Below are 15,950 nucleotides of genomic sequence, written 5' to 3'. Positions count from 1 at the left end.
ATGCAAGCGGCCTCTGCGGCTACCTGGATGCAGCTTGCATCATGGTGCGGGGAAGAAAATCGGGTGCCGCAGCACCCGATTAATTAGGTGAATTTCCGAAGTATTTCGCGTCAGAGCAAGGCGGCTAGCCTGTGAACCCCCGGAGTTTACACAAGTAAGTGACCGGGGTGAGCGGGCGACGCCAACACTGCTATGGCGTGAAAGACGAAGAAAATTTAGATTTTACCAACCAGGTCCAGGGATGGAGCCAGAGTTGCTTCACCTTCTTTCCATTTAGCCGGGCAAACTTCACCTGGGTGAGAAGCCACGTACTGTGCTGCTTTGATTTTACGCAGCAGGTCAGATGCGTCACGGCCAATGCCTTCAGCGGTAACTTCGATAGCCTGGATGATACCCTGCGGGTCAACAACGAAGGTAGCACGGTCAGCCAGACCTTCATCTTCACGCATGTTGTCGAAGTTACGGGTCAGGGCGCCAGTCGGGTCACCGATCATTGCATATTTAATTTTAGCGATGGTTTCAGAGCTGCTGTGCCATGCTTTGTGGGTGAAGTGAGTATCGGTAGATACTGCGTATACATCTACACCCAGTTTCTGCAGTTCTTCGTAGTGGTCAGCAACGTCGCCCAGTTCGGTCGGGCATACGAAAGTAAAGTCAGCCGGGTAGAAGAAGAAGACGCTCCAGCGGCCTTCGGTGTCTTTCTCGGTGATTTCGATGAATTCGCCGTTTTTGAATGCCTGGTTTTTAAAAGGTTTAATTTTGGTGTTAATCAAGGACATCTATACTTCCTCCGTGTTTTCGATGAGATGTAAGGTAACCAATTTTTGCCGATTCGGCTAATGCGTTTCCATTATCAAATCGATAAGTTTTACCTTACAACCTTCGTAAGACAACTTTGTGAACTTTGCATCGCCAGTGGCGATAAAAAGTAAAATGGGTCCCCTTTCCAGGTGACCGCATAACCTGAACTACCCTTTGGTATCTTCAGCGCCTGTTCAACAGGCTAGGGTGTTGCGATGATAATCGCAACGACGAGAGGGATTACAACACCCTCATAAACAAAGGGCAATCACCTGAGATAAGGTCTTAACTATGACAGTGATAGGTTAAGCCTTTTATTGTGTATTTGCACTGAACGAAAAGGACAAGACAATGTTAAAAAAGATAATTTTTTTTACCCTGCTCCCAGGAATTGCTTACGCCGAAGAGCTTCCTGCGCCCGTTAAAGCGATTGAAAAACAGGGAATTACGATTATTAAATCGTTCGATGCGCCAGGCGGTATGAAAGGTTATCTGGGGAAATATCAGGATATGGGGGTCACTATCTACCTTACGCCAGACGGTAAGCATGCCATCTCTGGCTATATGTACAACGAAAAGGGAGAAAACCTCAGTAACGCTCTTATTGAAAAAGAGATTTACGCACCTGCCGGACGCGAAATGTGGCAGCGTATGGAACAATCAAACTGGTTACTTGACGGTAAAAAAGACGCGCCGGTCGTGGTTTATGTTTTTGCCGATCCTTTCTGCCCGTATTGCAAACAATTCTGGCAACAAGCACGCCCATGGGTTGATGCCGGTAAAGTTCAGATTCGTACTCTGCTGGTTGGCGTGATAAAACCAGAAAGCCCGGCCACCGCGGCGGCAATCCTCGCGTCTAAAGATCCGGCAAAAACGTGGCAAGAGTATGAGGCATCTGGCGGCAAGTTAAAGCTGAACCTCTCAGGGAGCATCACACCTGAACAGATGAAGATTCTCAGTGCCAACGAGACGTTGATGGACGAACTGGGCGCAAATGTTACCCCTGCTATTTATTACATGAGCCCAGAAAACACATTACAGCAGGCTGTCGGATTACCAGATCAAAAAACATTTAATATCATTATGGGAAATAAATAACCTTCATTCTATGGATAACTGGAATATTTATCTCTTTTCAGTTATCCAAAAAATCGCAAGTATTGTTCACCCCTCTCATATCAGCTATGCTATTTTAGAAAAACTTAATCGTGAATTAAGTAAAATAACATAATATATAAAAATACATAAAGCCATATCATTGACTTGGTGAATATTATGAGAACAAGCATATGAATGGAGTGCATCATGGCTAATCTTTACGACTTAAAAAAATTTGATTTAAACTTGCTTGTCATTTTTGAGTGCATCTACCAACATCTTAGTATTAGCAAGGCCGCAGAATCATTATATATAACGCCTTCTGCGGTAAGCCAGTCTTTACAACGTCTACGGGCGCAATTTAATGACCCCTTATTTATTCGCTCCGGTAAAGGAATTGCACCAACAACGACAGGATTAAATCTGCATCATCATCTTGAGAAAAATCTCAAAAACCTTGAGCAAACCATCAACATTGTCAATAAATCCGAGCTGAAGAAAAAATTTATTATTTATGGTCCGCAACTTATCTCGTCAACCAACAGTAGTCTTTTGATCGGATGCCTACGACAAGACACATCGGTAGAAATTGAACATCATGACATTATGATGTCAGCAGAAAGCGCCGAAAATTTATTGGCTTATCGCAAAGCAGATCTGGTTATTACATTAATACCAGTCATCAGTCGCTCGGTGAGCTGTGTACCTTTTCAATCGATACGCAACACGCTTATCTGTAGTGCATCTCATCCGAGAATAACGGAATACAGTAGCCGCGAAGACATTCTTGATGAAGAGTTTACTTTTCTGACATCAAAAGCATCTGGCCTTGAAGATTTTCAGATGGAAATAGAAGCGATTCTGGCAAACCGAAAAATAGCATTCCGTAGTTCTTCTCTGTTTACTATTATCAATACTATTGCGGTAACCGATTTACTGGGTATTGTTCCCTTTGAACTATATCGTTGTCATCAGAAAAACCTGCAATTAAAACAAATAAAACTAAAACATAACCTCCCCTCTAATACACTTTATATTTCCTATAATAAATCATCATTAAACAATCTGGCGTTCTCTCGATTTATTGATCGCTTAAATGACAGCTTATCCTGAAAACCTATCAATAAGAACAATATTCATCATAAAAAAATTCACCTAGTGAATATAAAATAAGATATTTCATTTAAGTTTATTAATATTATAATCAGCAAACTATTGCACTTTCTCCCGGTCATGTTAAGAGAGCGTTTACAGATGTCCATTTATAAAATTCCGCTTCCTCTCAATATTCTGGAAGCAGCACAAGACCGTATCACCTGGACACTTAATACACTGCCCCGCGTATGCGTCTCTTTTTCTGGTGGTAAAGATTCTGGCTTAATGCTTCATTTGACCGCCGGTCTGGCCAGGAAAATAGGAAAAAAAATACACGTCCTGTTTATCGACTGGGAAGCACAGTTTTCTTGTACTATTGACTATGTTCAATCGCTACGGGAACAATATGCGGATGTCATCGAAACGTTTTATTGGGTGGCTCTACCGTTAACAACACAAAATTCATTATCCCAATATCAACCTGAATGGCAGTGCTGGCAACCTGATACTGAATGGGTTCGACAGCCACCAGAAGATGCGATAACCGACCCGGCATTTTTCTCGTTTTATCAATCGGGTATGACGTTTGAACATTTCGTGCGTGAATTTGCCGAATGGTTTTCACAACAACGACCAGCCGCAATGATGGTCGGGATCCGTGCCGACGAGTCTTATAATCGTTTCGTCGCCATTGCCAGTTTAAATAAACAACGTTTTGCTGACGATAAGCCGTGGACCACCGCCGCGCCAGGCGGTCATTGTTGGTACATTTACCCCATTTACGACTGGAAAGTCGCTGATATCTGGACCTGGTACGCTAAAGGCCAAAACCTCTGTAATCCGCTGTATAACCTGATGTACCAGGCTGGCGTCCCTCTGCGTCAAATGCGAATTTGCGAACCTTTTGGTCCAGAGCAACGGCAAGGTTTGTGGCTATATCATGTTCTTGAACCTGATCGATGGGCCGCAATGTGCGCCCGGGTCAGTGGCGTAAAAAGCGGTGGAATTTACGCTGGTCACAATAATCAATTCTATGGCCACAGGAAGATCCTAAAACCTGACCATTTAGACTGGCAGGAATATGCCTTATTACTGCTTAACAGCATGCCAGAAAAAACGGCTGACCATTATCGCAATAAAATTGCTGTTTATTTGCACTGGTATCAAAAAAAAGGAATCGAAATTCCTCAGACTCAACAAGGAGATATTGGCTCAAAAGACGTCCCCTCCTGGCGACGTATCTGCAAGGTATTACTCAACAATGATTATTGGTGCCGGGCGTTATCATTCAGCCCTACAAAAGCTAAAAATTATCAACGTTATAACGAACGGATGAAAGAAAAACGTCAGGAGTGGGGAATATTATGCAACAGCGATTAACTCAGGATTTAACGCAATTTCTCGCCAGTTTAGCGGAAGAAGATCGCATTAAGGCGATCAATGAGATCCGGATGGCGATACATCAAGTGAGTCCATTTCGCGACGAGCCGGTGGATTGTGTGTTATGGGTTAAAAATAGCCAACTCGTGCCAAACGATTACAATCCCAATAATGTGGCACCGCCAGAGAAGAAGCTATTAAAAAAATCCATTGAAATTGATGGTTTTACCCAACCGATTGTAGTAACCAACACCAGAGCTAATACGCTTGAAATTGTTGATGGTTTCCACCGCCATGAAATTGGTAAAGGCTCTAACACGTTAAAAACGCGCTTAAAAGGGTATTTACCGGTTACCTGTCTGGAAAGGGATCGTAACGAACGCATCGCTGCAACGATTCGCCACAACCGCGCGCGTGGCCGCCACCAAATCACAGCAATGTCAGAAATCGTTCGTGAACTCAGCCAGTTGGGATGGGACGATAATAAAATCAGTATAGAACTGGGTATGGACAGCGACGAAGTGCTACGCCTCAAGCAAATAAACGGCCTGCAAGAGTTGTTTGCCGACCGTAGATATTCCCGTGCCTGGACGGTGAAATAATTACAACTGGCGCAGGCGTTCAGCCGCCGCCAGCAGCGTCGATTCCTTCTTGGCAAAACAGAGACGAATCAGTTTATGCGGGAAGGGATCGGCACAAAACACCGACAGAGGGATCGCCGCTACACCATGCTCCTGCGTTAACCACTGACAGAACTCGACATCATTTAACGTAGAAACGGCGCTGTAATCCACCAGCAAAAAGTAAGTGCCTTCACAGGGTAAGATCTCCAGTCTGCTCTCTCGTAATGCATTCACAAGAATATCGCGCTTCTGGCGATAAAAGTCCGGTAACGCAAGATAATGTTCAGGTTCCTCCCGCAGCATATCGGCAAGCGCCAGTTGTGTGGGAGTATTGACCGAAAAAGTCAAATACTGATGCACCTTGCGGATCTCGGCGCTGATGGGCGCTGGCGCAACGCAATACCCCACTTTCCAGCCAGTCATATGATAGGTCTTGCCAAACGATGACACCGCCACCGCCCGCTCACGCAGTTGCGGATGCGCCAGTACACTGGCATGGCCCTGCTGTGAAAAATTGATGTGCTCGTAGACCTCATCGCTAATGACAAAAATCTCGCGCTCGGCAATCGCCTGCCACAAGGCTGCAAAATCAGCCTGCTGCCAGACAGTGGCGCTGGGATTATGCGGCGTATTGAGGATCACCAACCGGGTACGCTCGCTCAGTAACGCAGCAAACTCTTGCCAGTCAACGCGAAAATACGGCGGTTGCAGCGCGATGCGTTTCACTACCCCACCCGCTAGCGCGATGGCGGGTGCGTAACTGTCATAGCTGGGATCAAAACAGATAACCTCATCGCCACTACGTACCAACGCGGTAATCGCCGCATATAACGCCTCCGTCGCTCCTGCTGTTACGGTGATGTCATGTTCAGCATCCGGTTGATAGCCATACAGCCGTGCGGTTTTCTCAGCAATCGCCTCGCGCAATGCCTGCACGCCGGTCATTGGCGCGTATTGATTTGCGCCCTGAGCAACGTGATACGCCAGCCGCTCCTGCAAATAGCGCGGGCCATCAAAATCAGGAAAACCTTGCGACAGATTAATCGCCTGGTGCTGCTGCGCCAACGCGCTCATCCGGGTAAAAATAGTCGTGCCTAGTTGTGGAAGTTTACTTTGTGGAATCAGAGGGTTATTTGTCATTTTTATCATGCCTGACGAAGTTGCGTGTTGAAGGCACTATAACACGATGTTAGTATTTGGCAATCAAGACGTTTAGATGTCTAAATAAAACAATAAGGACAACACAACATGCCTCACAATCCTATCCGCGTCGTCGTCGGCCCTGCTAACTACTTTTCTCATCCCGGAAGCCTGAATCACCTGCATGATTTTTTCACCAACGAACAGCTTGCTCGTGCCGTGTGGATTTATGGCGAACGTGCCATTGCTGCGGCAGAAACAAAACTTCCACCAGCGTTTGAGCTGCCCGGCGCAAAACATATTTTGTTTCGTGGTCATTGCAGCGAAAACGATGTGCAACAACTGGCGGCTGAGTCTGGTGACAATCGCAGCGTCGTGATTGGCGTCGGCGGCGGCGCACTGCTCGACACCGCGAAAACCCTCGCCCGCCGTCTGGGTCTGCCGTTTGTTGCCGTTCCGACGATCGCCGCTACCTGCGCTGCCTGGACACCGCTCTCCGTCTGGTATAACGACGCCGGACAGGCGCTACATTATGAGATTTTCGACGACACCAATTTTATGGTGCTGGTGGAACCAGAGATTATCCTCAATGCACCGCAAGAATATCTGCTGGCGGGTATCGGTGACACGCTGGCGAAATGGTATGAAGCGGTGGTGCTGGCACCGCAACCGGAAACATTGCCGCTGACTGTGCGTCTGGGGCTCAATAGCGCACAGGCCATCCGCGACGTATTGTTAAGCAGTAGCGAACAGGCTCTTGCCGATCAGCAAAACAAGCAGTTAACGCAGTCATTTTGCGATGTGGTGGATGCGATTATCGCCGGTGGAGGTATGGTAGGAGGTCTGGGCGATCGTTTTACGCGTGTGGCGGCAGCTCATGCCGTGCATAACGGTCTGACCGTGCTGCCGCAAACCGAGAAATTTCTCCACGGCACCAAAGTTGCTTACGGCATTCTGGTACAAAGCGCCTTGCTGGGACAGGATGACGTGCTGGCGCAATTAACCGGGGCATATAAGCGTTTTCATCTACCGACCACGCTGGCGGAACTGGAAGTGGATATCAATAATCAGGCGGAAATCGACAAAGTGATTGCCCATACTTTGCGTCCGGTGGAGTCCATTCATTATCTGCCGGTCACGCTGACACCTGATACGTTGCGTGCAGCGTTCGAAAAAGTGGAATCATTTACCGTCTGACATGCAGATTTAGCAACAGCGCGCGCCGCCTTTGCCACCGTAGCGCGCGTCCTGCCGCTCGCGGAAAAACTCTTCATAAGTCATCGGCGTCTGATCAGGATGATTGACCCGCATATGTTCGACATAGTTATCGTAATCGGGCATGCCAATCATCAGCTTCGCCGCCTGACCTAAATATTTTCCGGCTTTTGCCAGTGAATCAAACATCAATACCTCCGGTAATCAGATTGCTGAGATATTGCCGGATGCGGCGTGAACACCTTATCCTGTCTACAAATGTTGCAGCGCATCAGGCAATTTTGCGTTTGTCATCAGCCTTACGCTCTCCCAAAAGAGAGAGCGTAATAGTGATAATTTAGTGCGCGCCTTTCGCCTGCGCCACGATCTCCTCAACATTTTCCGGCATCGGCTCATACGGCGTTTCTTTCGCCGTCGGCTTCGACTCTTTCAATGCCGCCAGTGCCGTCTTAATCGAGAACAGCGCCAGGACCACCACAACCACCATAAAGAAGATGGTCAGTCCGGCATCCAGACGGTTGTTGAACACCAGTTGCGCCAGTTGTGACTCGGTATACTGCGACGGAATATTACCGCTGTCGATCATTGCCTGGAACTTGTTCGCAATTGCCAGGAAGCCGACCTTCGCATCCGGGCTAAACGCTTTCTGCCAGCCTGCGGTCAGGGTACAAATCAGCAACCAGGCCGTTGGCACCAGTGCCACCCAGGCATAACGTTGACGTTTCATCTTGAACAGCACCACGGCACAAAGCATCAGCGCCATCCCCGCCAGCATCTGGTTAGCAATACCAAACAGCGGCCACAGGGTATTAATGCCGCCCAGCGGATCGACCACGCCCTGATGCAGGAAGTAACCCCAGGCCAGTACGCACAGCGCCGTCGCCAGCAGGTTAGCAGGCAGTGAATCCGTCCGTTTCAGACCAGGAGAAACCACGCCCAGCAGATCCTGCAACATAAAGCGCGCAGCACGCGTACCCGCATCTACCGCCGTCAGAATAAACAGCGCTTCAAACAGAATGGCAAAATGATACCAGAACGCCACATCCATCATGCCGCCCAGCGCGCCGTGCAGGATGTAGGCCATCCCTACCGCCAGCGTTGGCGCACCGCCCGCACGAGAAATGATCGACTGTTCACCGACTTCACTGGCAATCTGGTTTAACGTATCCGGGGTAATTGCAAAGCCCCAGCTACTCACCACTTGCGCTGCAGAAGCCACCACATCTGCCGTACCTGCCGGAGCCAGCACCGCCATCGGGCTATTCATGGCGAAGTACACGCCCGGATCGATGATACAGGCGGAAACCAGCGCCATAATCGCCACGAAGGATTCCATCAACATCCCGCCGTAACCGATAAAGCACGCCTGACCTTCGTTCGCCAGCATCTTTGGCGTGGTGCCGGAAGAGATCAGCGCATGGAAGCCAGACACTGCACCACAGGCGATGGTGATAAACAGGAACGGGAACAGGTTACCGGTCCATACCGGGCCAGTACCATCGATAAATTTGGTCAGCGCCGGCATGGTCAGCGTGGGGCGCATAATCAGAATTCCCACCGCCAGACCAACGATAGTCCCGATTTTCAGGAAGGTAGAGAGGTAGTCACGCGGAGCCAACAGCAGCCATACCGGCAGCACTGCCGCCACAAAACCGTAGCCCACCAGCATCCAGGTCAACTGCACGCCCGTAAAGTCAAAGTACGGTGCCCAGGTCGGACTTTCTGCCACCCAGCCGCCAGAAATGATGGCGAAAATCAGGAACACCAGACCGATGATCGACACTTCACCAATGCGACCTGGACGCAGGTAGCGCAGGTAGATCCCCATAAAAAGCGCCAGCGGAATAGTGAACGCAACGGTGTACGTTCCCCACGGACTATGGGTCAGGGCTTTCACCACGATCATCGCCAGCACCGCCAGAATGATCACCATGATCATAAAGCAGGCCACCAGCGCAATCACCCCGGCGGTTGGTCCCATTTCTTCTTTGACCAGTTCACCCAACGAGCGACCATCGCGGCGCGTGGAAACAAACAGCACCATGAAGTCCTGCACCGCACCGGCGAGAACCACCCCGGCAAGCAGCCAGATCATCCCCGGCAGGTAGCCCATCTGCGCCGCCAGCACCGGCCCGACCAGTGGGCCTGCGCCGGCAATGGCCGCAAAATGGTGACCGAACAGCACTTTTTTGTCCGTCGGCACATAGTCCAGACCGTCGTTATGGCGCACGGCTGGCGTCATACGTGTCGGGTCAACCGCCAGCACTTTTTTGGCGATAAACAGACCGTAAAAACGATAAGCGATGAGATAGATACAGACCGACGCCACCACAATCCACAGCGCGTTAATCTGTTCCCCACGATTTAAAGCAATGTATCCCAGAGCGAATGCTCCCATCACAGAGAGCACTGTCCAGACGAGGTATTTCCCTGACTTGTTCATAATTGTTATCCGTGTACGTATCCATAGAGATGTTACATTTTGTTTCTATAACACCTTTGCAAAATTTAACAACGCGATAACTAAACAAATAAGAGTTAAAACCAATAATTAACTTCACAATGTTAACTCGATCACTCCATTAACCGAGTTTTCCTGCAATCTCATTTTATTCTGTCGGGTTCATCCCAAAACCGCCGTACCCAGCCGACAGGTGCAGCAACGCCGTCCCTGTTCATCGAAAACGACAATCTCCCAGCTCTGATTTTGTCGCCCAAGATACAGCGGCTGACAGACGCCACGCACCTTTCCCTGCGAGACAGGGCGATGATGGGTGGCATTAAGTTCCGTCCCCACCACGCACTGCCCGTCGCGAGTCATCATAAATCCAGCCATCGATCCCAACGTTTCTGCCAGCGCCGCCGACGCGCCGCCGTGCAGCAGACCAAACGGCTGATGAGTACGGGTATCGACCGGCATTTCGGCTTCCAGCACATCATCCCCCAGACGGGTGTAAACAATTCCCAGATGCGCCACCATCGTGTTATCGCTGGTAGCGTTCAGTTCATCCAGGGTCAAATGACGTTTCCAGATCACAGTTATGCTCCCAGCGTTGAGCCGCCATCCACCACGATATCCTGTAGCGTGATATGGCTGGCGAGATCGGAGGCGAGGAACAAAATCGTGTTGGCGATCTCCTGCGGACGGGCGATTTTCCCCAGTGGAATGCCAAGCTTAAACTGCTCACCAAAGCCGCGAATACGCTGCTCTTCCGCGTCATCGCTCACCCACAGCGTGCGTTGCATGTCGGTGTCGGTGGAACCCGGCGAAACCACGTTGCAACGTACTCCACTACCTGCCAGTTCCAGCCCGACGCTCAACGCCAGACTTTTCAGCGCCGCTTTCGACGCGCCATAAGCACTCATACCAATACGCGGCGTGTGTGCGGCATCGGACGCTACCGTAACAATCGCTCCACCCCGCTGACGGCGAAACTGATTCATGGTCTGTTGAAACAGGTTAAACGCACCGCCGACGTTGACCGCAAAAGTCTGCTGCCAGTCCTCTTTACTCAGTTGGTCTGTCGCGCCCATGCGCAAAATTCCTGCCGCATTGACCAGCACGTCCAGGCGCTGCGTTTCGCCTAACAGCCGCTGGCAGACTTGCGCCACCTGCCCGGCATCAGCAACATCCAGCACTTCAGTCGCAAAGGGATAATGCTCCAGCGTGAATGCCCGATCAAAGCCTGTGACTTTTGCTCCCGCGTCAACAAACGCCAGCGCCGTGGCATAGCCGATGCCTTTCCCCGCGCCGGTTACCCAGACATTTTTGCCGCTGAAATTCATTATTTCACCTCGCGAGAGAGTAGCTTCCACCAGGCGTCGATGGTCGGATTTTTCGCCAGCATGACAAAATCGATATCGCCATGCACTTTGCGCCAGCGCGCCGCCAGCGCCATCATGCGCACCGAATCCAGACCGTAGTCGATCAGGTTGTCGTCATCAAACGGTTCATCAGATTCATCCAGCAACGGCAGAACCACCTCGCGCAGCTCCGCTTTACTGGCAGGGATCGGTGCTGGCAGTAACTCTTCAGTCATCACCACCCGACCGGAACGCCCGGCAACATATTTCAGCGACATCAAATGCTCGTCACGGCTGAAATCGGCCAACGCATCAGCCACCATAAACGGTTTAATATCGCGCATAAACGCGTCGGTCGCAGTGGTCATACAACCGATGTGCGCATACACTCCGGTAATAATCAGTTGGTTACGTCCGCTCTCTTTAAGCATTTGCTCCAGCGGGGAACGATGAAACGCGCTGTAGCGCCACTTCACCAGCACTGTATCGTCAGCATCTGGCGTCAGGCGATCCACCACCTTTTGTTGTTCCGGCGAACGCGTCAGGCCCGGCCCCCACATATCATTCAGCAGCGCCCGATCTTCATCGCTCTGCTCTTTTGGCTGGGCAGTGTAATAAACCGGAATATTGTGTTGCTTACAGTAGTCACGCAGGGCGGCAATATTAGCGATCACCTGCTCCATCATCGGGCAGTTATCGCCCCAGAAGCTGACAAAATAGTCTTGCATATCATGGATTAATAGCGCAGCACGTTGCGGTTCAAAGGCCCAGTCGACTTTATTTTGCGGAATATCGTGAGACTCCGGCAGTGCGTAAGCCTGTAATTTTGGAATAGCCATCGTGTTCTCTCCTTCAGGCTGATGCGCGTGACGCCAGCCACTGACGTAATTGTTTTTTATCGACTTTCCCGACCGCCGTCAGCGGAAGTGAATCCACACACTCCACGCGATCCGGTAATTTAAATTCGGCAATACCCTGTTCACGCAGGAAACGACGCACCTGCACCGCACGCAGCGGCTCTTTTACCACCAGATAAGCGCAGCTTTTTTCGCCCATCAGCTCATCTTCCATGCTCACCAGCGCGGCATAGATCACCGCCGGATGGCGCAGTAACAGGTTTTCGATCTCTTCGGCAGCGATCTTCTCACCGCCACGGTTGATCTGATCTTTCTCGCGCCCCTGCACAGTGATGTAACCGTCTGGATCTATGGAGATCAGATCACCGGAACAGTAAAAACCGTTGGCGTCAAAGGCACTGGCATTGTGCTGCGGGCTTTTGTAATAACCGCGGAAGGTGTACGGCCCACGCGTCATCAGACGCCCGACTTCCCCTTGTGGCAATGGATTTCCGTCGGCATCGGCAACCCACACTTCATCGTCCAGACACATTGGGTAGCCCTGGGTATGGATAATTTTCTCCGCGCTATCATCAAGACGGGTGTAGTTCACCAGCCCTTCCGCCATGCCAAACACCTGCTGCAACTGGCAGCCAATCTCTGCGGGAATACGCGCCGCCAACGTGGCAGAAAGACGCGCGCCGCCGACCTGTAACAGTTTTAACGAGGCGAGTTGCGCCCGGCTTTCGCCCTCGCTCAATGCCTGTAACCACAGGCTGACTGCCGGTGGCACCAGTGCGGTAACGTTAACCTGATGTTTGGCAATCAATGGGAAACAGAGCGTGGCGCTGGGATCGTCCGCCAGAACCACAGTGCCGCCTGCGAGAAAAACCCCCAGCGATCCAGGCGAACTCATGGCGTAATTGTGAGCCGCCGGAATCGCGCACAGGTAGCGTGTCTGTTGCGTGAACTGACAAATCTCGACGCTACGGCGCACACTGTAGCAATAGTCATTATGGGTACGCGGGATCAACTTCGGCGTGCCGGTCGTGCCGCCGGAAAGCTGGAAATACGCCACTTCATCGGCAGGCGACGGCGTGGCAGTAAAACCGTCTGCCGGGTGGTTAATCGCATCCTGCAAATTGTGCTCGCCGCTGTCGTTCAGCAGTTGCACCACGCGAATGGAGGAATGCTCTGCAACAAATGTATTGAGGAAATCATCCCCGCTAAACAGCGCATGTTGGCGATCGGCAATCAGTAATGCCGGTTCAATCTGGCTGGCATAGGCGTTCAGTTCGCTACGCTGATGGCTGAACAGCGCCAGCACCGGCGCAACGCCCAGTTTCAGCAACGCGAAAAAGGTAATGTAAAGTTCAGCGACGTTACCTAAGTGTACCAGCGCGGTTTCACCAGGTTTAATGCCCTGACGGCGCAAACTACACGCGAGGTTATCAGCCGCTTGATTCAACTGGCGATAACTCAACTGCCGCTCGCCGTCAATAACCGCGACGCTGTCACTCTCAGCATGTCGCGTCAGAATGTCAGTTAGTGGCAAATCCTGCCAGTAGCCTTTTTCCCGATAGCGACGGGCAAATTCTTCCGGCCAGCGGGTGAATGGAATGCTCATCCTCACTCCTTAATGCAATCCAAAAACATTCAACATGGTAGAAAGTTTGACGCCCGTTTCGCGCCACTCCCCCAGCGGTGACGACGCAGGCACAATCCCCGCACCGGCAAACAGACGCACCTGATTTTCCCGCAGCTTCGCGCAGCGGATGGTCACTACCCACTCGCCGTTACCTTCGCTGTCGCACCAGCCAACAATGCCGCCAAACAGTTCGCGGTCGAACGGCTCCAGTTCAGCAATAACCTGGGTCGCGGCCTGATGCGGGAAACCGCTCAGCGCGGGGGTTGGATGCAGCAGACAGGCCAGCGTCAGTGCGTTTTCTTGCGAATTCGCTTTACCTTCAAAGGGCGTTGCGAGATGCCACAGCGTCGGCGTGGTGATCAATTGTGGAGAGGAGGGAACGTGTAACTCACTGCTGCGCTCGCGCAGTACCTCTTTCATCGCCTGGGTCACCAGTTCATGTTCATGGCGATCTTTTTCCGACGCCAGCAGACGATTACCCGCTTCGCGATCGAGCACTTCATCCGGCTGACGACGCGCGGAACCGGCTAACGGAATCGAGCTAAAACGCTCGCCATCTTTACGCAACAGCAGTTCCGGGCTGGCTCCGAGCAGGACGCCACCATCGGCCAGCGGCACATGGAAGTTGTAACTAACCGGGTTTTGCGCGATCAACCGTTCCAGCAGTACGCCGCTGTCGATGGCGGCATCGGTGGTGATATCAATCAACCGTGACAACACCACTTTGTCGACTTGCGGTGTGGCGGTAAGTGCGGCGGCACGGGCAACCATCTGTTCAAACGTGGCTTGTTCCGGAATTGCCTGCCGTTCAACCACATTCAGCGACTGGCTGCGGGTAAAACGGCGCGCAGAAGCTTGTTTTTCCTGGCGGGAGAATGGCTGCCAGGATTCGGGAATATACAGCGATGAAGGTTGACGTGGATCGAAGGGGATTGCCCCGACCATCACTGGATTTTTAATGCCCTGCGATTTGGCATTAGCAAACAGGGCGGTGAGTCTTTGCTGGAAGGGACTGTCTGGCGAATCCCCGTTCACAGCCGGTTCATCAAAGCGGGCGAAACATCCTGACGTCGTAAAACTGCGGTACGGCGACATAAAGAAAAAGCGATTGGGCGCAAGTGTTGCCATGGTCTGCTGTACTTCCTCAGCCAGTGACGTATCCATATCATCCTCCACAAAATGATAAAGGCTTTAATAATGATTATCATTTATATTTTCGGTCGCTAACCTAAAAGCAAACAGCCACTATGTCAACTCTTGCCGCAACACAATCTACGACTCGGGCTTGCATCTGCTTGTCGTTACAATGAAAATGAGAAGCATTAACTTCACTAATAACAGGACGCTGATTCGTGAGACTCGCCCCGCTCTACCGTAAGACCCTTTTCTTAGCAGGACTTTTGCTTTCAGGAATATCCGCAGTGCAGGCCGCCGACTGGCCGCGTCAGGTGACTGACAGCCGCGGCAGCCATACGCTGGAAAGCCAGCCACAGCGCATCGTCTCAACCAGCGTCACGCTGACGGGGTCGCTGCTGGCGATAGACGCTCCGGTGATTGCCAGTGGTGCAACTACGCCGAATAACCGCGTCGCGGACGACCAGGGATTCTTGCGCCAGTGGAGCGATGTTGCGAAGGAACGCAAACTGCAGCGCCTCTATATCGGAGAACCGAACGCCGAAGCGGTAGCCGCACAAATGCCGGATCTGATTTTGATTAGCGCAACCGGCGGCGATTCTGCAATGCCACTGTACGATCAGCTTTCCACCATCGCGCCGACCTTAATTATCAATTACGACGACAAAAGCTGGCAGTCGCTGTTAACGCAACTTGGCGAAATTACCGGGCATGAGAAACAAGCGGCAGAGCGGATTGCGCAGTTTGATAAGCAACTGGCGGCAGCGAAAGAGCAAATCAAATTACCGCCGCAGCCGGTCACTGCCATTGTCTATACCGCCGCTGCACACAGTGCCAATCTCTGGACGCCGGAATCAGCACAAGGGCAGATGCTGGAACAACTCGGCTTTACGCTGGCAAAACTGCCAGCGGGCTTAAACGCCAGTCAAAGTCAGGGCAAACGCCATGACATCATTCAGCTTGGTGGAGAAAATCTGGCTGCCGGGTTAAACGGTGAGTCGCTGTTCCTGTTCGCCGGCGATCAGAAAGATGCCGATGCAATTTATGCTAATCCGCTGCTCGCGCACCTGCCTGCAGTACAGAACAAGCAGGTTTATGCACTGGGAACCGAGACGTTCCGTCTGGATTACTACAGCGCCATGCAAGTGCTGGAACGACTTAAGGCGCTGTTCTAAG

15 protein-coding genes are annotated in these 15,950 nt (G+C 51.2%); 6 read left to right on the top strand and 9 right to left on the bottom strand.

All coding sequences use genetic code 11. The annotated features are described in order from the left end of the window. Positions 1–215: 215 nt before the first annotated feature. Entirely contained in the window at positions 216–779 is a 564-nt protein-coding gene (ahpC, locus tag A1SC_RS00420) for an alkyl hydroperoxide reductase subunit C (protein ID WP_000052796.1), read from the bottom strand. A 373-nt stretch (positions 780–1,152) separates the two neighbouring features. Between ahpC and dsbG the strand changes: the two genes are divergently transcribed. The 4 genes from dsbG to A1SC_RS00440 all read left to right on the top strand — a co-directional run bounded on the left by dsbG (position 1,153) and on the right by A1SC_RS00440 (position 4,976). Then, positions 1,153–1,899, top strand: coding sequence for a thiol:disulfide interchange protein DsbG (gene dsbG / locus A1SC_RS00425; protein ID WP_000913734.1), 747 nt, complete (start codon positions 1,153–1,155; stop codon positions 1,897–1,899). A gap of 207 nt (positions 1,900–2,106) precedes the next feature. Then, complete coding sequence (gene citR / locus A1SC_RS00430) at positions 2,107–3,012, top strand: DNA-binding transcriptional repressor CitR (RefSeq protein ID WP_000002459.1); 906 nt, start codon at positions 2,107–2,109, stop codon at positions 3,010–3,012. 141 nt (positions 3,013–3,153) lie between these two features. Then, positions 3,154–4,374, top strand: coding sequence for a phosphoadenosine phosphosulfate reductase (locus A1SC_RS00435; RefSeq protein ID WP_000029788.1), 1,221 nt, complete (start codon positions 3,154–3,156; stop codon positions 4,372–4,374). Then, complete coding sequence (locus A1SC_RS00440) at positions 4,347–4,976, top strand: IbrB-like domain-containing protein (protein WP_000526876.1); 630 nt, start codon at positions 4,347–4,349, stop codon at positions 4,974–4,976. Before A1SC_RS00435 ends, A1SC_RS00440 begins: the two co-directional genes overlap by 28 nt. Here the strand turns inward: A1SC_RS00440 and ybdL are convergent, their stop codons facing one another. Next, on the bottom strand, positions 4,977–6,137 hold the full coding sequence (gene ybdL / locus A1SC_RS00445; RefSeq protein ID WP_000183958.1) for a methionine-oxo-acid transaminase: 1,161 nt from the start codon (positions 6,135–6,137) through the stop codon (positions 4,977–4,979). A 108-nt stretch (positions 6,138–6,245) separates the two neighbouring features. On the opposite strand from ybdL, the gene hcxA reads away from it, so the two are divergent. Then, positions 6,246–7,334: a hydroxycarboxylate dehydrogenase HcxA gene (gene hcxA / locus A1SC_RS00450; RefSeq protein WP_016263038.1), complete on the top strand. Its 1,089-nt coding sequence runs from the start codon at positions 6,246–6,248 to the stop codon at positions 7,332–7,334. A gap of 9 nt (positions 7,335–7,343) precedes the next feature. On the opposite strand, the gene A1SC_RS00455 is transcribed toward hcxA, so the two are convergent. From A1SC_RS00455 to entC, 7 genes are all read right to left on the bottom strand, one after another. Further along, a complete protein-coding gene (locus A1SC_RS00455; RefSeq protein ID WP_000460431.1) occupies positions 7,344–7,541 on the bottom strand; it encodes a YbdD/YjiX family protein in 198 nt (65 codons plus the stop codon). 148 nt (positions 7,542–7,689) lie between these two features. Next, the gene (gene cstA, locus A1SC_RS00460) at positions 7,690–9,795 is read right to left on the bottom strand and encodes a pyruvate/proton symporter CstA (protein ID WP_001043117.1); all 2,106 of its coding nucleotides are present in this window, start codon (positions 9,793–9,795) and stop codon (positions 7,690–7,692) included. Between the two features lie 180 nt (positions 9,796–9,975). Further along, positions 9,976–10,389, bottom strand: a complete 414-nt coding sequence (gene entH / locus A1SC_RS00465; RefSeq protein WP_000637956.1) for a proofreading thioesterase EntH — start codon at positions 10,387–10,389, stop codon at positions 9,976–9,978. A 2-nt stretch (positions 10,390–10,391) separates the two neighbouring features. After that, positions 10,392–11,138, bottom strand: coding sequence for a 2,3-dihydro-2,3-dihydroxybenzoate dehydrogenase EntA (gene entA, locus A1SC_RS00470; RefSeq protein ID WP_016263037.1), 747 nt, complete (start codon positions 11,136–11,138; stop codon positions 10,392–10,394). After that, complete coding sequence (gene entB / locus A1SC_RS00475) at positions 11,138–11,995, bottom strand: enterobactin biosynthesis bifunctional isochorismatase/aryl carrier protein EntB (RefSeq protein ID WP_001515953.1); 858 nt, start codon at positions 11,993–11,995, stop codon at positions 11,138–11,140. Before entB ends, entA begins: the two co-directional genes overlap by 1 nt. A gap of 13 nt (positions 11,996–12,008) precedes the next feature. Then, positions 12,009–13,619, bottom strand: coding sequence for a (2,3-dihydroxybenzoyl)adenylate synthase EntE (gene entE / locus A1SC_RS00480; protein ID WP_016263036.1), 1,611 nt, complete (start codon positions 13,617–13,619; stop codon positions 12,009–12,011). Between the two features lie 9 nt (positions 13,620–13,628). Next, positions 13,629–14,804, bottom strand: coding sequence for an isochorismate synthase EntC (gene entC / locus A1SC_RS00485; RefSeq protein WP_016248453.1), 1,176 nt, complete (start codon positions 14,802–14,804; stop codon positions 13,629–13,631). Between the two features lie 188 nt (positions 14,805–14,992). On the opposite strand from entC, the gene fepB reads away from it, so the two are divergent. Further along, positions 14,993–15,949 (top strand): Fe2+-enterobactin ABC transporter substrate-binding protein, encoded by a 957-nt coding sequence (fepB, locus tag A1SC_RS00490; RefSeq protein WP_001515950.1) that lies wholly within the window; start codon positions 14,993–14,995, stop codon positions 15,947–15,949. Position 15,950: the final 1 nt, after the last annotated feature.

It is taken from the genome of Escherichia sp. KTE52 (assembly GCF_000408325.1).
GTDB classification, from domain to species: Bacteria; Pseudomonadota; Gammaproteobacteria; order Enterobacterales; family Enterobacteriaceae; genus Escherichia; species Escherichia marmotae.
Note: the sequence above shows the minus strand (reverse complement) of the source record. Positions and strands in the feature narration are given on the sequence as shown.